Source organism: Pseudomonas sp. NPDC089752 (assembly GCF_044748725.1).
Lineage (GTDB): Bacteria > Pseudomonadota > Gammaproteobacteria > Pseudomonadales > Pseudomonadaceae > Aquipseudomonas.
This window is the reverse complement of the sequence record NZ_JBIVGP010000005.1, coordinates 262,156-276,651: the sequence shown is the minus strand read 5'-3', so window position 1 is coordinate 276,651 and position 14,496 is coordinate 262,156. Positions and strand designations below refer to the sequence as shown.

General features: G+C 63.7%; 13 protein-coding genes. 4 read left to right on the top strand and 9 right to left on the bottom strand.

The features are described 5' to 3' along the window. Window positions 1-47 precede the first annotated feature (47 nt). Window positions 48-2,654 (bottom strand): leucine--tRNA ligase, encoded by a 2,607-nt coding sequence (gene leuS, locus ACIPZF_RS10620; RefSeq protein ID WP_400798661.1) that lies wholly within the window; start codon window positions 2,652-2,654, stop codon window positions 48-50. Window positions 2,655-2,881: 227 nt separating this feature from the next. On the opposite strand from leuS, the gene ACIPZF_RS10615 reads away from it, so the two are divergent. Together ACIPZF_RS10615 and ACIPZF_RS10610 are read left to right on the top strand one after the other, a co-directional pair. Then, window positions 2,882-3,196: a hypothetical protein gene (locus ACIPZF_RS10615; RefSeq protein ID WP_400798658.1), complete on the top strand. Its 315-nt coding sequence runs from the start codon at window positions 2,882-2,884 to the stop codon at window positions 3,194-3,196. Window positions 3,197-3,338: 142 nt separating this feature from the next. Next, window positions 3,339-4,100, top strand: a complete 762-nt coding sequence (locus tag ACIPZF_RS10610; protein WP_400798655.1) for a YdcF family protein — start codon at window positions 3,339-3,341, stop codon at window positions 4,098-4,100. Window positions 4,101-4,215: 115 nt separating this feature from the next. Here ACIPZF_RS10610 and lnt read toward each other — a convergent pair whose 3' ends face one another. From lnt to ACIPZF_RS10590, 4 genes are read right to left on the bottom strand one after another with little or no spacing between them, the layout of a single operon-like run. After that, window positions 4,216-5,733, bottom strand: coding sequence for an apolipoprotein N-acyltransferase (gene lnt / locus ACIPZF_RS10605; RefSeq protein WP_400798652.1), 1,518 nt, complete (start codon window positions 5,731-5,733; stop codon window positions 4,216-4,218). Window positions 5,734-5,741: 8 nt separating this feature from the next. Continuing rightward, window positions 5,742-6,581 (bottom strand): HlyC/CorC family transporter, encoded by an 840-nt coding sequence (locus ACIPZF_RS10600; RefSeq protein WP_400798650.1) that lies wholly within the window; start codon window positions 6,579-6,581, stop codon window positions 5,742-5,744. Between the two features lie 25 nt (window positions 6,582-6,606). Next, complete coding sequence (gene ybeY / locus ACIPZF_RS10595; RefSeq protein WP_400798647.1) at window positions 6,607-7,080, bottom strand: rRNA maturation RNase YbeY; 474 nt, start codon at window positions 7,078-7,080, stop codon at window positions 6,607-6,609. Continuing rightward, on the bottom strand, window positions 7,073-8,071 hold the full coding sequence (locus ACIPZF_RS10590; RefSeq protein ID WP_400798645.1) for a PhoH family protein: 999 nt from the start codon (window positions 8,069-8,071) through the stop codon (window positions 7,073-7,075). The genes ybeY and ACIPZF_RS10590 overlap by 8 nt, the downstream gene beginning before the upstream one ends. A gap of 154 nt (window positions 8,072-8,225) precedes the next feature. Here ACIPZF_RS10590 and ACIPZF_RS10585 point away from each other — a divergent pair, with 154 nt between their 5' ends. Continuing rightward, window positions 8,226-8,552 carry a DUF1820 family protein gene (locus ACIPZF_RS10585; RefSeq protein WP_400798642.1) on the top strand — a complete coding sequence of 109 codons (327 nt, stop codon included), beginning with the start codon at window positions 8,226-8,228 and terminating at the stop codon, window positions 8,550-8,552. A 6-nt stretch (window positions 8,553-8,558) separates the two neighbouring features. Here ACIPZF_RS10585 and ACIPZF_RS10580 read toward each other — a convergent pair whose 3' ends face one another. The 4 genes from ACIPZF_RS10580 to ACIPZF_RS10565 form a co-directional block, all read right to left on the bottom strand. After that, on the bottom strand, window positions 8,559-9,104 hold the full coding sequence (locus ACIPZF_RS10580) for a tetratricopeptide repeat protein (RefSeq protein WP_400798639.1): 546 nt from the start codon (window positions 9,102-9,104) through the stop codon (window positions 8,559-8,561). Window positions 9,105-9,321: 217 nt separating this feature from the next. Then, complete coding sequence (gene hemL / locus ACIPZF_RS10575) at window positions 9,322-10,605, bottom strand: glutamate-1-semialdehyde 2,1-aminomutase (RefSeq protein ID WP_400798637.1); 1,284 nt, start codon at window positions 10,603-10,605, stop codon at window positions 9,322-9,324. Window positions 10,606-10,622: 17 nt separating this feature from the next. Then, window positions 10,623-11,246, bottom strand: a complete 624-nt coding sequence (thiE, locus tag ACIPZF_RS10570; RefSeq protein WP_400798630.1) for a thiamine phosphate synthase — start codon at window positions 11,244-11,246, stop codon at window positions 10,623-10,625. Between the two features lie 14 nt (window positions 11,247-11,260). Next, window positions 11,261-12,058, bottom strand: coding sequence for a hydroxymethylpyrimidine/phosphomethylpyrimidine kinase (locus ACIPZF_RS10565; protein WP_400798921.1), 798 nt, complete (start codon window positions 12,056-12,058; stop codon window positions 11,261-11,263). Window positions 12,059-12,323: 265 nt separating this feature from the next. On the opposite strand from ACIPZF_RS10565, the gene ACIPZF_RS10560 reads away from it, so the two are divergent. Further along, window positions 12,324-14,315 carry a sensor histidine kinase gene (locus ACIPZF_RS10560; protein WP_400798628.1) on the top strand — a complete coding sequence of 664 codons (1,992 nt, stop codon included), beginning with the start codon at window positions 12,324-12,326 and terminating at the stop codon, window positions 14,313-14,315. The last annotated feature ends 181 nt before the right edge of the window (window positions 14,316-14,496 follow it).

Sequence of the window (14,496 nt, the reverse complement as noted above, 5' to 3'; positions counted from 1 at the left end):
GTGGGCCGATACCGCCCACCCGCACTGGCTGCAGGTGGGCGTTGCCATCAGTTGGCGACGATGTTGACCAGCTTGCCCGGTACCACGATGACCTTGCGGATAGTCAGGCCATCGATGAAGCGCAGGACATTTTCGTTGCTGCGGGCGGCGGCTTCGACTTCCTCGCGGCTGGCAGCGGCGGGCATCTCGACCTGGCCACGCAGTTTACCGTTGACCTGCACCACCAGGGTAATGGTGTCCTGCACCAGCGCTTGCTCGTCGACGCTTGGCCAGGCGGCATCGATCACCGACTCGGCGTGGCCCAGTCGCTGCCACAGCTCATGGCTGATGTGCGGGGTGATCGGCGCCAGCAGCAGGGTAACGGCCTCCAGGCCTTCCTGCAGCAGGGCACGGTCTTGCTCGGTGGCCTGCGGGGCTTTTTCCAGCACGTTCATCACGGTCATCACCTGGGCGATGGCGGTGTTGAACTTGTGGTACTGGCCGACATCGGTGCTGGCCTGCTTGATCGCGGCATGAATCGCGCGGCGGATGACCTTCTGCTCGTCGCTCAGCGCGGCGATGTCCAGTTTACCCGGCAAGCCTTGGCTGACGTGGCCCTGAGCCAGGCGCCAGACCCGGCGCAGGAAGCGGCTGGCACCTTCGACGCCGGAGTCGGACCATTCCAGGCTCATGTCGGGCGGCGAGGCGAACATCATGAACAGGCGGCAGGTGTCGGCGCCGTAGGCTTCGATCATCGATTGCGGATCGACGCCGTTGTTCTTCGACTTCGACATCTTCTCGGTGCCGCCGATTTCCACCGGCAGGCCGTCGGTCTTCAGGCGCGCGCCAATGATCTTGGCCTTGGCATCACGCTCGATTTCGACGTCGGCCGGGTTGAACCAGTCCTTGCCACCATTGCTGGCAACGCGGTAATAGGTCTCGGCGACCACCATGCCTTGGGTCAGCAGGTTCTTGAACGGCTCGTTGGAGGTGACCAGGCCTTCGTCGCGCATCAGCTTGTGGAAGAAGCGCGCGTACAGCAGGTGCAGGATCGCGTGTTCGATACCGCCAATGTACTGATCGACCGGCAGCCAGTGGTTGGCCGCTTTCGGGTCGACCAGGCCTTTGTCGTAGTTCGGCGAGGCGTAGCGGGCGAAGTACCAGGACGACTCGACGAAGGTGTCCATGGTGTCGGTTTCACGCTTGGCCGCAGTGCCGCATTTCGGGCAGGTGCACTCATAGAACTCGGGCATGCGTGCCAGTGGCGAGCCGGCGCCGTCCGGCACCACGTTCTCGGGCAGGGTGACCGGCAGCTGGTCTTCAGGCACCGGTACGTCGCCGCAGGACGGGCAGTGGATGATAGGGATCGGGCAGCCCCAGTAGCGCTGGCGGCTGATGCCCCAGTCGCGCAGGCGGAACTGCGTGCGCGATTTGCCCAGCTCCTTGCGGATCAGGGCGGCTTCGATGGCGTCGAAGGCGCCGGCGAAGTCCAGGCCGTCGAACTCGCCGGAGTTGATCAGCTGGCCATGCTCGCCATAGGCGGCCTGCCACTCGCTGCCGACTTCATCGCCCGCGCTGGTGCGCACCACGGCTTTTACCGGCAGGTCGTACTTGTGGGCGAATTCGAAGTCGCGCTCGTCGTGGGCTGGCACGGCCATCACCGCGCCGTCGCCGTAGTGCATCAATACGTAGTTGGCGACCCACACCGGCAGCTTCTCGCCGGTCAGCGGGTGCAGCACCTGCAGGGAAGTGGCCATGCCCTTCTTTTCCTGGGTGGCCATGTCGGCTTCGGCGACGCTGCCGCTCTTGCATTCGTCGATGAACGCCTGCAGCGCCGGGTTGCCCTGGGCGGCCTGGGTGGCCAGCGGGTGCTCGGCGGCGACGGCGACGTAGGTCGCGCCCATCAGGGTGTCCGGACGGGTGGTGAAGACCTTCAGGGTGCCTTCGTGGCCAATGCTCGCCTGATCGAACGGGAACTGCACTTCCATGCCGCGCGACTTGCCGATCCAGTTGCGCTGCATGGTCTTGACCTGCTCAGGCCAGCCCGGCAGCTCGTCGAGGCTTTCCAGCAGCTCGTCGGCGTAATCGGTGATGCGGAAGTAGTACATCGGGATTTCGCGCTTCTCGATCAGCGCGCCGGAACGCCAGCCGCGGCCGTCGATGACCTGCTCGTTGGCGAGCACGGTCTGGTCGGCCGGGTCCCAGTTCACGGTCCCGTTCTTGCGGTAGATGATGCCTTTTTCGAACAGGCGGGTGAACAGCCACTGCTCCCAACGGTAATAGTCGGGCTTGCAGGTGGTGACTTCACGTGCCCAGTCGATGGCCAGGCCCAGGCTCTTGAGCTGGGTCTTCATGTAGTCGATGTTTTCGTAGGTCCACTTGGCCGGGGCGACGTTGTTTTTCATCGCCGCGTTTTCCGCGGGCATGCCGAAAGCGTCCCAGCCCATCGGCTGCAGGACGTTCTTGCCCAGCATGCGCTGGTAGCGGGCAATCACGTCACCGATGGTGTAGTTGCGCACGTGGCCCATGTGTAGCTTGCCGCTCGGGTACGGGAACATCGATAGGCAATAGTAGGTGTCTTTGCCTGGCTGTTCGGTAACAGCGAACGATTGTTGCTCGTCCCAGAAGTTCTGGGCGGCGGCTTCGATATCACGGGGCGTGTATTGTTCGTGCATGGCTACTTTTGGCTGAGAGAGAAGAGACCTTGTTCCAGGCAGCGGAACCTCGCTGCGTCCGGCACTCCGGTGTCGTGAGCGTGAACGTCGTAGCATACAGCAGCGCCGCGCATCGTGGGAAACCCTGATTGCGAATGCCCGCTGGTCGCTGCATCCGGCTGCTTTTCATAGCGCCGCTAAGCTCAGGTGTGGGGGGAGATAATCTTTATCTTCAATGAGGTGAACGGATGGGAGAGACGCAGCTACCCGCAAGCAAACCGGAGCTTTACGAACGCCTGATCGACCGTCTTGGCCTGGCACTGGAAGTCGCCAGAACCTCGGTGCGATTGCGCGACGAGATGCCAGCCGAGCTGGAGTTGCGCGGCCTGAGCCACGCAGAGTTCGAAGTGATAAAGGCTTACCTGGATACCCTCCCGGAACGCCGCAATGCCTGTGCCGGTACATACCCACAAGCGGAACCGACATCGGCCAAGATCATCTGGCTCAAGGACAAGAAACGCCCCGCCACGACGGCGAGATCCAGGACGCTGCCATATCGCTAGCCGTTCAGGCCGCCGGGCGCAGGCCATCGCGCGCCGGTTCTTCAACACACAAATTCTCACTTCTCAAGATCGGCGCCGGCTGCACACTTGTTGACCGGTGCCGATCCTCTTAGGCTGCACGCCTGCCAAGGAGGTGTGGCCGATGCCGCTTCGATTCTTTATCAAACAATGGTTGATGCCGCCGGGCGTCCTGTTTCTGCTGTTGCTCGCGGCCTGGTGGCTGCGCAAGCGACGCCCACGGCTGGCGGCGGTGTGTTTCGCGCTGGGATTGGGCGGCTTGTGGCTGATGAGCCTGCCGCTGGTGGTGCAGCACGGCGCACGGTTGCTGGAAACCGAGCCGCCCCTGGCCGTCAGCCAATGGGCGGGCCTGGCCGGCAGGGCGGATGCCATCGTCGTGTTGGGCGCGGGGCGCGAGCGCGGTGACCCGTCCTGGGGGGGTGAGGATCAGCCTGCCGCAACCGCCCTGGAGCGCATGCGCTTTGCCGCGCGGCTGGCCAAGGCTTCGGGCTTGCCGGTGCTGACCAGCGGTGGCTTGCACTACGGCACGCCGCCGAGCGAGGCGCGGTTGATGGCCGACCGCCTGCGCGAGGACTTTGCTGTCGAGGTGAAGTGGCAAGAAGGCGCCAGCCGCACTACCTGGGAAAATGCTCAGCTTACTGCTCAGGTGCTGCAGCCGTTGGGGATTCGCCGGGTGGTGGTGGTGACTCAGGCCTGGCACATGCAGCGCTCGCGCTGGAGTTTCGAGCAGGCGGGGTTCGAGGTGGTGCCGGCGCCGGTGGGGTTCCTCGGGCGTGACCATGCCCGGCCGTTTGCCGGGTTGCTGCCCGAAAGCCGGGCGATGTGGCAGAGCGGGCAGTTGCTCAATGAAGCGGTGGGGTTGTTGGGGTATCGGGTGTTCTACTGAATGATTGGCTGTCAGCACTGGCCTCTTCGCGGGGCAAGCCCGCTCCCACAGATTTTGCTGCGGTGCGGACTTTGTGGGAGCGGGCTTGCCCCGCGAAGAGGCCGGTAAGCCCACATCAAACAGTCTTGGCAATCCGCCCAGCCGCCAGCGCCCACCCAAACAACAGTACACAGACAATCGCCAGCGGCCACGACCGCCACTGCAAATACGGCGTCAACTGCTGCATCGGCACCACTTCGCCATACAGCACCGCACGCTGGAACTGCGGCACCTCGGCGGTAATCCGGCCAAACGGGTCGATCAGCGCGGTCACGCCGTTGTTGGTGGCGCGGATCATCCAGCGGCCGGCTTCCAGTGCGCGCATCTGCGCCATCTGCAGGTGTTGCAGCGGCCCGATCGAAGTACCGAACCAGGTATCGTTGCTGATCGTCAGCAGCAGGTCGCTGCGTGCCGCGAGGCCAGCGGCGAACTCGGGGTAGACCACTTCGTAGCAGATATACGGGGCGATCTGGTAACCCTTGGCCTGCAGCAGTGGCTGGTCTTCAGGGCCGCGGGCGAAGTCCGACATCGGGAGATTGAAGAACTCGATCAGGCCACGCAGCATGTCCTGCAACGGCACGTATTCGCCGAAGGGCACCAGCTTCTGCTTGAGGTAGGTGCCATCGCCTTCGCCGGTGACGGTCACGCCGTTGTAGTAACGGCGCTGTTGCTGCACCACCTCGCGCACCGGTACGCCGGTGATCAGCGCCGAATGCCGCTCGGCGGCAAAACGGCCCATCACGTCGATGTAGCCCTGGGCCTGGTCCTTGAGAATCGGCACTGCAGTTTCTGGCCAGATCAGCAGATCCACCGGCTTGGAGCTGAAGCTCATGTCGCGGTACAGCGCCAGTTGCGCATCGATGTGCGCCGGGTCCCACTTCAGCTCCTGCTCGACATTGCCCTGCAGGGCCGCGACCTTGAGCGGCTCGCCAGCCGGCTTGGTCCAGGCGTGGTCTTTGAGGGCCATGCCGACCACCCACGGGGCCACCAGCAGCAGGGCGCCAATGGCGAGGAACGACGGGCGTGCGCGCAGCCGGTGAAGGTTGCACAGCAACGCGGCGCTCAACGCCAAAGCAAAGGAAATCAGCCACACGCCGCCCAGGGGGGCCAGGCCGGCCAGTGGGCCGTCCAGCTGACTGTAACCGGCATACAGCCATGGGAAACCGGTCAGGAACCAGCCACGGAAGGCTTCCTGTAGAAGCCACAGCGCGGCAAAGCACAACGCGTCGGCCAGTGGCGCTTCATTGCGCCGCAGCCAGCGCGCCCACAGCCAGGTGGGCAAGGCGAAGAACCAGGCAAGGGCAGCGAAGAATGCCAGCAGCAGTACGATCGCCAGCAGCGGCGATGCGCCGCCGTAGGTGTTCATGCTGACGTAGATCCACCAGGTGCCGGCGCCGTACAGGCCGAAACCGAAGCACCAGCCGCGCCACATGGCCTGGCGCGGGGTAAGCTCGCGCAAGCCGAGGTAGAGCACGGCGATCGACAGCAAGGCCAGCGGCCAGATGTCGAATGGCGCCAGGGCCAGAAGGGTCGAGGCGCCGGCCGCCAAGGCCAGCAGATTACCGGGCCAGCCGGGGCGGGTGATCCAACGCATGTTCGTCCTTAACGGCTGATCGGGGTCAGGCGCAGCAAGTGTATCCGCCGGCTGTCGGCGTTGAGAATACGGAACTTGTAGGCACCGATCTCAGTGGTTTCGTTGCGCTTGGGCAGGTGGCCGAAGGCGCTCATCACCAGGCCGCCTACGGTATCGAACTCATCGTCCGAGAACTCGCTGTCGAAGAACTCGTTGAAGTTGTCGATCGGCGTCAGTGCCTTGACCAGGAAATCGCCGCTGGGCAATGGCTTGATGTAGCTGTCCTCCTCGACGTCATGCTCGTCTTCGATGTCGCCGACGATCTGTTCGAGCACGTCCTCGATGGTCACCAGGCCCGCCACGCCGCCGTACTCGTCGATGACGATGGCCATGTGGTTGTGGTTGGCGCGGAACTCGCGGAGCAAAACGTTCAGGCGCTTGGACTCCGGCACGAAGGTGGCCGGGCGCAGCAGGTCCTTGATGTTGAAGCTGTCGCCGTTCTCCTTGAGGATCAGCGGCAGCAGGTCCTTGGCCAGCAGGATCCCGAGCACATCGTCATGGCTTTCGCCGATCACCGGGTAGCGCGAGTGCGCGGCTTCGATGATGGCCGGCAGGAACTCGCGGGGTGACTGGGTGGCCTTGATGCTGATCATCTGCGAGCGCGGGACCATGATGTCGCGCACCTGCAGGTCGGCGACCTGGATGGCGCCTTCGACGATGGTCAGCGCTTCGCTGTCGAGCAGCTTGTTCTGATGGGCTTCGCGCAGTAGCTCAAGGAGCTCCTGGCGGTTTTTCGGCTCATGGGCAAAAGCCTGGGTCAGTTTACCCAGCCAGGACTTTTGCCCGTTGCTCGATCGATCTTCGCTCATGGCGGTTCTCGTGATCCTTCGTGTATCAGTGTGTGAGAGGTTCGTTTTCATCATCGGCATACGGGTCGGGGTGACCCAGTTCTGCCAGCAAATCCCGTTCCAGTGCTTCCATCTCCTCGGCCTCATCGTCTTCGATGTGGTCGTAGCCGAGCAGGTGCAGGCAGCCGTGGATGACCAGGTGCGCCCAGTGTGCTTCGAGCGATTTGCCCTGTTCGGCAGCCTCGCGCTCGACCACCGGCACGCAGATCACCAGGTCGCCAAGCAGCGGGATGTCGAGCAGTTCGTCGGGTACGTCGGCCGGGAACGACAGCACATTGGTCGCGTAGTCCTTGTGCCGGTAGGTGTGGTTCAGCTCGCGGCCTTCAGCTTCATCCACCAGGCGGATGGTCATTTCCGAGTCGGCTGTGCGCTGGCGCAAGGCCAGCTCGCACCAGCGATGGAAGGCGGCATCGTCAGGGGCGGCGGCGTCCGTGGCCCGTTGCAGGTCAAGTTCAAGCATCTTTGCTAGCTGCCTCGGGCTTGGCCTGGCGAGCTTCGAAGCGGTCGTAGGCTTCGACGATACGCTGCACCAGTGGGTGACGAACCACATCTTTGGGTTGGAAGTGGGTAAAGCTGATCCCCGGAACGTCCTTGAGCACCTCGATCACGTGGGTCAGGCCCGACTTGGTGCCGCGTGGCAGGTCGACCTGGGTGATGTCACCGGTGATCACCGCAGTCGAGCCGAAGCCGATGCGGGTGAGGAACATCTTCATCTGTTCGAGCGTGGTGTTCTGGCTCTCGTCGAGGATGATGAAGCTGTTGTTCAGGGTGCGGCCACGCATGTAGGCCAGCGGGGCGATTTCGATCACTTGGCGCTCGATCAGCTTGGCCACGTGCTCGAAGCCGAGCATTTCGTACAGGGCGTCGTACAGCGGGCGCAGGTACGGGTCGATCTTCTGGGCCAGGTCGCCGGGCAGGAAGCCGAGCTTTTCGCCGGCCTCGACTGCCGGGCGCACCAGCAGGATGCGGCGCACTTGTTCGCGCTCCAGGGCATCCACGGCGCAGGCCACGGCCAGGTAGGTCTTGCCGGTACCGGCCGGGCCAACCCCGAAGTTGATGTCGTTGGCCAGGATTTCCTTCACGTAGCGCTGCTGATTGACGCCGCGCGGGCGAATGTTGCCCTTGCGCGTGCGCAACGAGACGCTGACCTCGTTGACCGCCGGGTTGTCGAGGGTCTCGACGGTCGACTCCTGCAGGTACAGGTGCACGGTCTCCGGCGACAGCTCGGTGGCCTTGGCCTCGCGGTAGAGGCGGCGCAGCAGTTGCTCGGCAGCGGAGGTGGTCTTGGGTTCGCCGATCAGCTCGAATTGATTGCCGCGGTTGCGGATCTCGATGGCCAGGCGTTGTTCGATCAGGCGCAGGTGCTCGTCGAACTGGCCGCACAGGTTGGCGAAACGGTGGGCCTCGAAGGGTTCGAGGATGAAACGATGAGGTTGTATGGGTGCGTTCAAGGTCGTTTTTAGCCGCTCGACGGCAATAAGGGTGAACTCAAGAATAACCCTTGAAGGGCAGGGGCGAAAGCACTGAAACGATCAAGGGTATGGAGTGCCTGCGGGCACTGTTATGATGCGCGCCTTTTCTTACGCATGTGTTAACCCGCCAAACATGAGCAAACGCGAACCCGCCATCTACAAAGTGATCTTCCTCAACCAGGGGCAGGTCTTCGAGATGTATGCCAAACAGATTTTCCAGAGCGACCTGTGGGGTTTTCTGGAAATCGAGGAATTCGTTTTCGGCGAGCGTGCGCAGATCGTCGTCGACCCGAGCGAAGAGAAACTCAAGAACCAGTTCGAGGGTGTGATCCGCAGCTTTGTGCCGATGCACTCGATCGTGCGTATCGACGAGGTGGAGCGCCTGGGCACGGCCAAGATCAGCGAGGCGAAGGTGAGCGGCAATGTGATGCCATTCCCCATGCCGATGCCGGAGAAGTAAGGCGAATCAGGGCAGGGGCGAGAAGGGCGAGCGCCCTTCGGCGTTCTGCAGCTCCAGCAGGTACTTGCGGAAGATCTGGCCGAGCACCTGGGTGGCGTGTTCCAGTTCGTCGCGTGGCATCTGCTCGGTCACTTCGTCGGCCATGTCCAGTGCGTCTTCGGCGCCGTTGACCGCGGCCATCTTCAGCAGGATATAGGCCTGTACATTGTTGGCCTTGACCCCTTCGCCATGGAAGAACATGGCGCCAAGGCGATACTGGGCGTCGGCATGGCCTTGCAGCGAGGCTTTGCCGAACCAGTCCAGGGCCTTTTTCAGGTCTTTCGGCGTTTGCGTGTAGTAGTACTCACCCAGTTCATACTGCGCCTGGGCGTCCCCGCTCGTCGCCGTCTGCTCGCAAGCCTTCAGTGCGTTTTCCAGGTCCTGCGGCTGGACATCGAACGTGCAGCGCCCCGTTGCCGGAATCAGCAACGAGTTACCGCCCTCCGCCAGTGCCAGCAGGGGCTGAAGAAGCAACAGGCAGCCCAGGGTCAGGGCGCGGCCGGTGCGGTTCATGGGGATCGACTTACCTCTGCGGAACTACGGCCAATGTCTCTGGTGGCACATTATGGGATAAGCAGCGCCAACCTTACAAAGTTTTACTCGAATTTCTGTGCGGGTGGGGAAAGTTACTGACTTTAATTGTCTGCACCGGCCCCATCGCGGATGAATCCGCTCCTACGATCGGTGTAGGAGCGGATTCATCCGCGATGGGGCCAGCGCAGTTTATCGCTTACTTCAGCGCCGCAAACGCCCGCTCAGCCGCATCCAGCGTGATCTGCAGCTCTTTCTCACCATGGGCGATAGAGGTGAAGCCCGCCTCGAACGCGCTCGGGGCCAGATACACGCCACCGTCGAGCATCAGGTGGAAGAAGCGCTTGAAGCGCTCGGCATCGCTGGCCATCACGTCCTCGAAGGTGACGATGTCGTCGGCGCCGCTGAAGTAGAGGCCGAACATGGCACCGGCCTGCGTGGTGACGAACGGCACGCCAGCGGCATCGGCACGCTGCTGCAGGCCGTCGAGCATGCGGCTGGTGAAATCGGTCAGCTCGGCGTGGAAGCCCGGGCGGCTGATCAGCTTCAGGGTGGTCAGGCCAGCGGCCATGGCCAGCGGGTTACCCGACAGGGTGCCGGCCTGGTACACCGGGCCCAACGGGGCGATGCAGCCCATGATTTCGCGCTTGCCGCCGAAGCAGCCGACCGGCATGCCACCGCCGACGATCTTGCCGAAGGTCGACAGGTCCGGGGTGATGCCGTAGTGGCCCTGGGCGCCGCCGAGCGAAACGCGGAAACCGGTCATCACTTCGTCGAAGATCAGCACCACGCCGTGCTTGTCGCACTGCTCGCGCAGGCCTTCGAGGAAGCCTGGCGCAGGGGGTACGCAGTTCATGTTGCCAGCGACGGGCTCGACGATGATGCAGGCCACGGTCTGGCCGACGTCGGCCAGGGTCTTCTCGACCGCGGCGATGTCGTTGAATGGCAGGGTCAGGGTGTGTTTGGCGAAGTCCGCCGGCACGCCTGCCGAGCTCGGTACACCCTGGGTCAGCAGACCGGAGCCGGCCTTGACCAGCAGGCTGTCGGAGTGGCCGTGGTAGCAGCCTTCGAACTTGATGATGGCGTCGCGGCCGGTGTAGCCACGGGCCAGGCGGATGGCGCTCATGGTGGCTTCTGTGCCGGAGCTGACCATGCGCACCATCTCCATCGACGGCACCAGCGAGCAGACCAGGTCGGCCATCTCGGTTTCCATCGCGGTCGGGGCGCCGTAGGACAGGCCGTGCTGCAACTGGTTGCGCACTGCGTCGAGCACTTCAGGGTGGCCGTGACCGAGGATCATCGGGCCCCAGGAACCCACGTAGTCGACGTAGCGCTTGTCGTCTTCGTCGACCACATAGGCGCCTTCGGCATGTTTGAAGAACAGCGGGGTGCCACCGACGCTCTTGAAGGCACGGACCGGCGAGTTGACGCCACCTGGGATGTGCTTCTGGGCTTGGGCGAACAGGGATTCGGAACGGGACATGGGATCTTCTCTCGAAATCAGGAAGCGAACAGGGCGTTGAAGGCGCGTGCGCGGCGGGTGACTTCCTGCGCGCTGTCGGCACCGAACAGGCCATGGATCACCGCCAGCAGGTCGGCGCCGTGGGCGACCAGCGGGGCGGCGTTGTCGAGGGTGATGCCGCCGATCACCGCGATCGGCAGCTTGACCTGGGCGCGGGCCTGTTCCAGCAGCTCGACATTGGCAGCGGGTGCACCGGGCTTGGTCACGGAATTGAAGAAGCGGCCAAAGGCGACGTAGCTGGCGCCTTCGCTGGCAGCCTGCGCAGCCAGTTCGAGGCTGGCGTGGCAGGTCGAGCCGATGATCGCCTGGCGGCCCAGCAGGGCGCGGGCCGGGGTCAGCGGGCCGTCGGTCTGGCCCAGGTGCACGCCGACGCCCAGGCGCGCGGCCAGTTCGGCGTCGTCGTTGATCAGCAGCTGGGTGCTGTAGCGCTCGCAGAGCTTCATCAGCGCTTCGGCTTCGCGCAGGCGGCGGGCGGCGTCATCGCTTTTGTCGCGGTACTGCAGCAGGCACACGCCGCCTTCCAGTGCCGCCTCGACATGGGACAGGAAACGGCCGGCGAGCAGCTGGCTGTCGGTGATTGCATACAGACCGCGTAGCGACATCGGAAAGCCTCGTATCAGGAGCAGAAGTCCAGGGGCAGGCGGCGTGGCACGAACTGGCCCTTGCCCAGCTGCTCGGCGTCACGCAGGGTGCGCCAGGTGTAGTCGAGTGCACTGCGCACGGCGCTTTGCAGATTCTCGCCCAGGGCCAGGCGACCCGCCAGGGTGCTGGCCAGGGTGCAGCCCGAGCCATGATAGCTGCCCGGCAGGCGCTGGCAGGTCCAGGTGTGGCGCTGGCCGTCGCGGCTGTACAGGCGGTTGTGGATTTCGTCTTCGTCGCCGTGGCCGCCAGTGATCAGCAGGTGCTTGCAGAACGGCAACAATTTTTCCGCACACTCGTCGGCGCTGCCCTCGGGCAGTTCGGCGAGGATGCGCGCCTCGGGCAAGTTCGGCGTGGCGATGGCAGCCAGTGGCAACAGGCGCTCGCGCACCGCATAACCGACTTCGTCCTTGCCCAGCCGGCCACCGCCGCCAGCGCGCAGCACCGGGTCGCATACTACTGGCAGGTGCGGGTGGGCGCTGAGCAGTTCGGCGACGGTGTCGACCATTTCGATCGAACCGAGCATGCCCAGCTTGACCGCGGCCACCGTGGAGTCGGCCAGCACGGCGTTGGCCTGGGCCAGCACCCACTCGCGGTCGAGCACGCGGAAGTCGGAAACGTTGACGGTATCCTGCACGGTCAGGGCGGTCACTGCGGGAGCGGCGTGACAGCCTTGGGCGATCAGGGCTTCAATGTCTGCCTGCAAGCCGGCACCGCCACTTGGGTCGTGGCCGGAGAGACAGAGGACAACGGGGCGGGAGCTGTAGGTATTCATGGTCGGCGAGCTTACCACCAAACCCATTTGTACGGATCGTCCTACAAACGGCTTTTGTTGAGCGATAGGTCAGAATCAAGCGTTCTGTTGGCTTGAAAGCATTGAGTTAGAGCCGTTTCTTCCAAAATTTAGATGGCCGGTGGCCAGCGTGGAAAGCTATGCTAGAGTGCTCGGATAACTCGATAAACGGGCAGTGCCGGATTTCGTCGTCTCATAGGGATAGGGGGCCATCGCGACGCGACCGTGCAGGCCATGCTGGGGCTGTATGCGCTATCTCCTGATTTTGCTTCTGGGCTGCTTGCCCGCGCTGGCCGCTGCGGTCGATTTCGACGCCAGCACCCGGCACCTTGCGCTGGGCAAGGCCATGCAGGTCTATGAAGACCGCGATGGCAGCGCCAGCATTGCCCAGGTCACCGCCCCCGCGTTCGCCAGCCGCTTCCGTGCGCACCACCAGGACGTGCTGAACGCCGGCTATTCGACCTCGGTGTTCTGGTTGAAGATCGATCTGCGCTACCAGGCTTCGGCAGACGCCATGCCTCGCCAGTGGTTGCTGGAGCTGGCGTATCCTCCGCTGGATCACCTCGAATTGTATTTGCCGGGCACCGATGGTCGCTACCGCCTGGCCCAGCGCACCGGCGACGCCTTGCCCTACGACAGCCGGCAGATCCGCCAGAACAACTACCTGTTCGAATTGCCCCTGCAACCTGGCCAGGCCACCACCGTCTACCTGCGGCTGCACAGCGAGGGCTCGGTACAGGCGCCGCTGGCGCTGTGGTCCGCCGAAGCCTATATGGAAGAGCAACCGACCCGCCTTTATGTACTGGGGATGATCTACGGCGTCTTGCTGGTGATGCTGGTGTACAACCTGTTCATTTACCTCAGCGTGCGCGATGTCAGTTACCTCTACTACATCCTCTACATCGCCTCGTTCGGCCTCTATCAGGTCTCGGTCAATGGCGCCGGGGTAGCGTACTTCTGGCCAGACAGCCCATGGTGGGCAAATGCCGCGACGCCACTGTTCATCGGCGCGGCGGGCTTGTTCGGCTGCCAGTTCGCCCGTCATTTCCTGCGTCTGGGCAAGATCAGTCGGGGCCTGGACCGCCTGCTCCAGCTGTTGATGCTGGGTGGTGCGCTGGTGATGCTGCTGGCGGTGAGCATGCCCTACGGCATCGCACTGCGCACGGCGACGGTGCTGGCCCTGTTGTTTACCGTGAGCATATTCACGGCGGGCTTGTACGCCTGGTTGCGTGGTTTGCGGGTGGCCCGTTGGTTCATCATCGCCTGGACGGCGTTCCTGCTCGGTGGGCTGGTCAATACCTTGATGGTGCTGGGTTACCTGCCGAACGTGTTCTTGACCATGTATGCCAGCCAGCTCGGTTCGGCGTTGGAAGTGGCGTTGCTGTCTCTGGCCCTGGCCGACCGCATCAACAGCATGCGCGAACAGCAGGCGCAGACCCTGCGTGAGACCGGCCGGACCTTGGAACACCTGAACCAGCAGCTGGCCCGCAGCAACCACCTCAAGGACGAATTCCTCGCTACCGTGACCCATGAGTTGCGCACGCCGATGAATGGCGTGATCGGTTCACTGGAGCTGATGCAGACCTTGCCGATGAGCGCCGAGATGGCCCAGTACCAGCGCACGGCGGTGGGTTCTGCGCAGAACATGATGGCCATGGTCGACGATATCCTCACCCTCACCGAACTGCAGGCCGGTCGCATGCGCCTGCAAGCCGCGCCATTCAGCTTGCGGCGCATGCTCCAGGACCTGCGTGCCAGTTATGCCGGTACGGCGTTGGGCAAGGGGCTGTACCTGAGCCTGGACGTGCCCGCCGAGCTGCCCGACGAACTGCTGGGCGATACGCACAAGCTGGCGCGCTGCCTGGGCTGCCTGGTGGACAACGGCCTCAAGTTCACCCACCAGGGCGGGGTGATGGTGCAGGTGCGCGGTCGCCGGCTGGGGCCGGACAGCCTGGCGTTGACTTTCACCGTCAGTGACAGCGGGATTGGTTTCGATGACCTGGACCAGGCGATCCTGTACCAGCGCTTCTTCCAGGTCGATGGCTCGATGACCCGGCGTTATGGCGGGTTGGGGATTGGCCTGTCGATTTGTCGGCAGATGGGCGAGGTGCTGGGCGGCAAGCTGGTGCATGAGTCGACGCGGGGGTTGGGTAGCCGGTTCGAGTTGAGCCTTGAAGTGGCGATAGCGCAGGTGCAGATGCCGGCGGGAAGGGCGGTGTCGGGGGATGTGAGGTTTTGAGGTGAACCCAGGGTGCCAGGCTTGAGGGGTGTGGTGGCATTGAGATCGAGCGCCGCCCGCGCGGCGCATCGCGGATGAATCCGCTCCTACATCTATTGCAACGTGCCATGGCCTGATAGGCCATAGTTGTCAGCCTTATGTGTACGACGCGGTTTTTTGGCTGGCACCAAGGTGATCAACC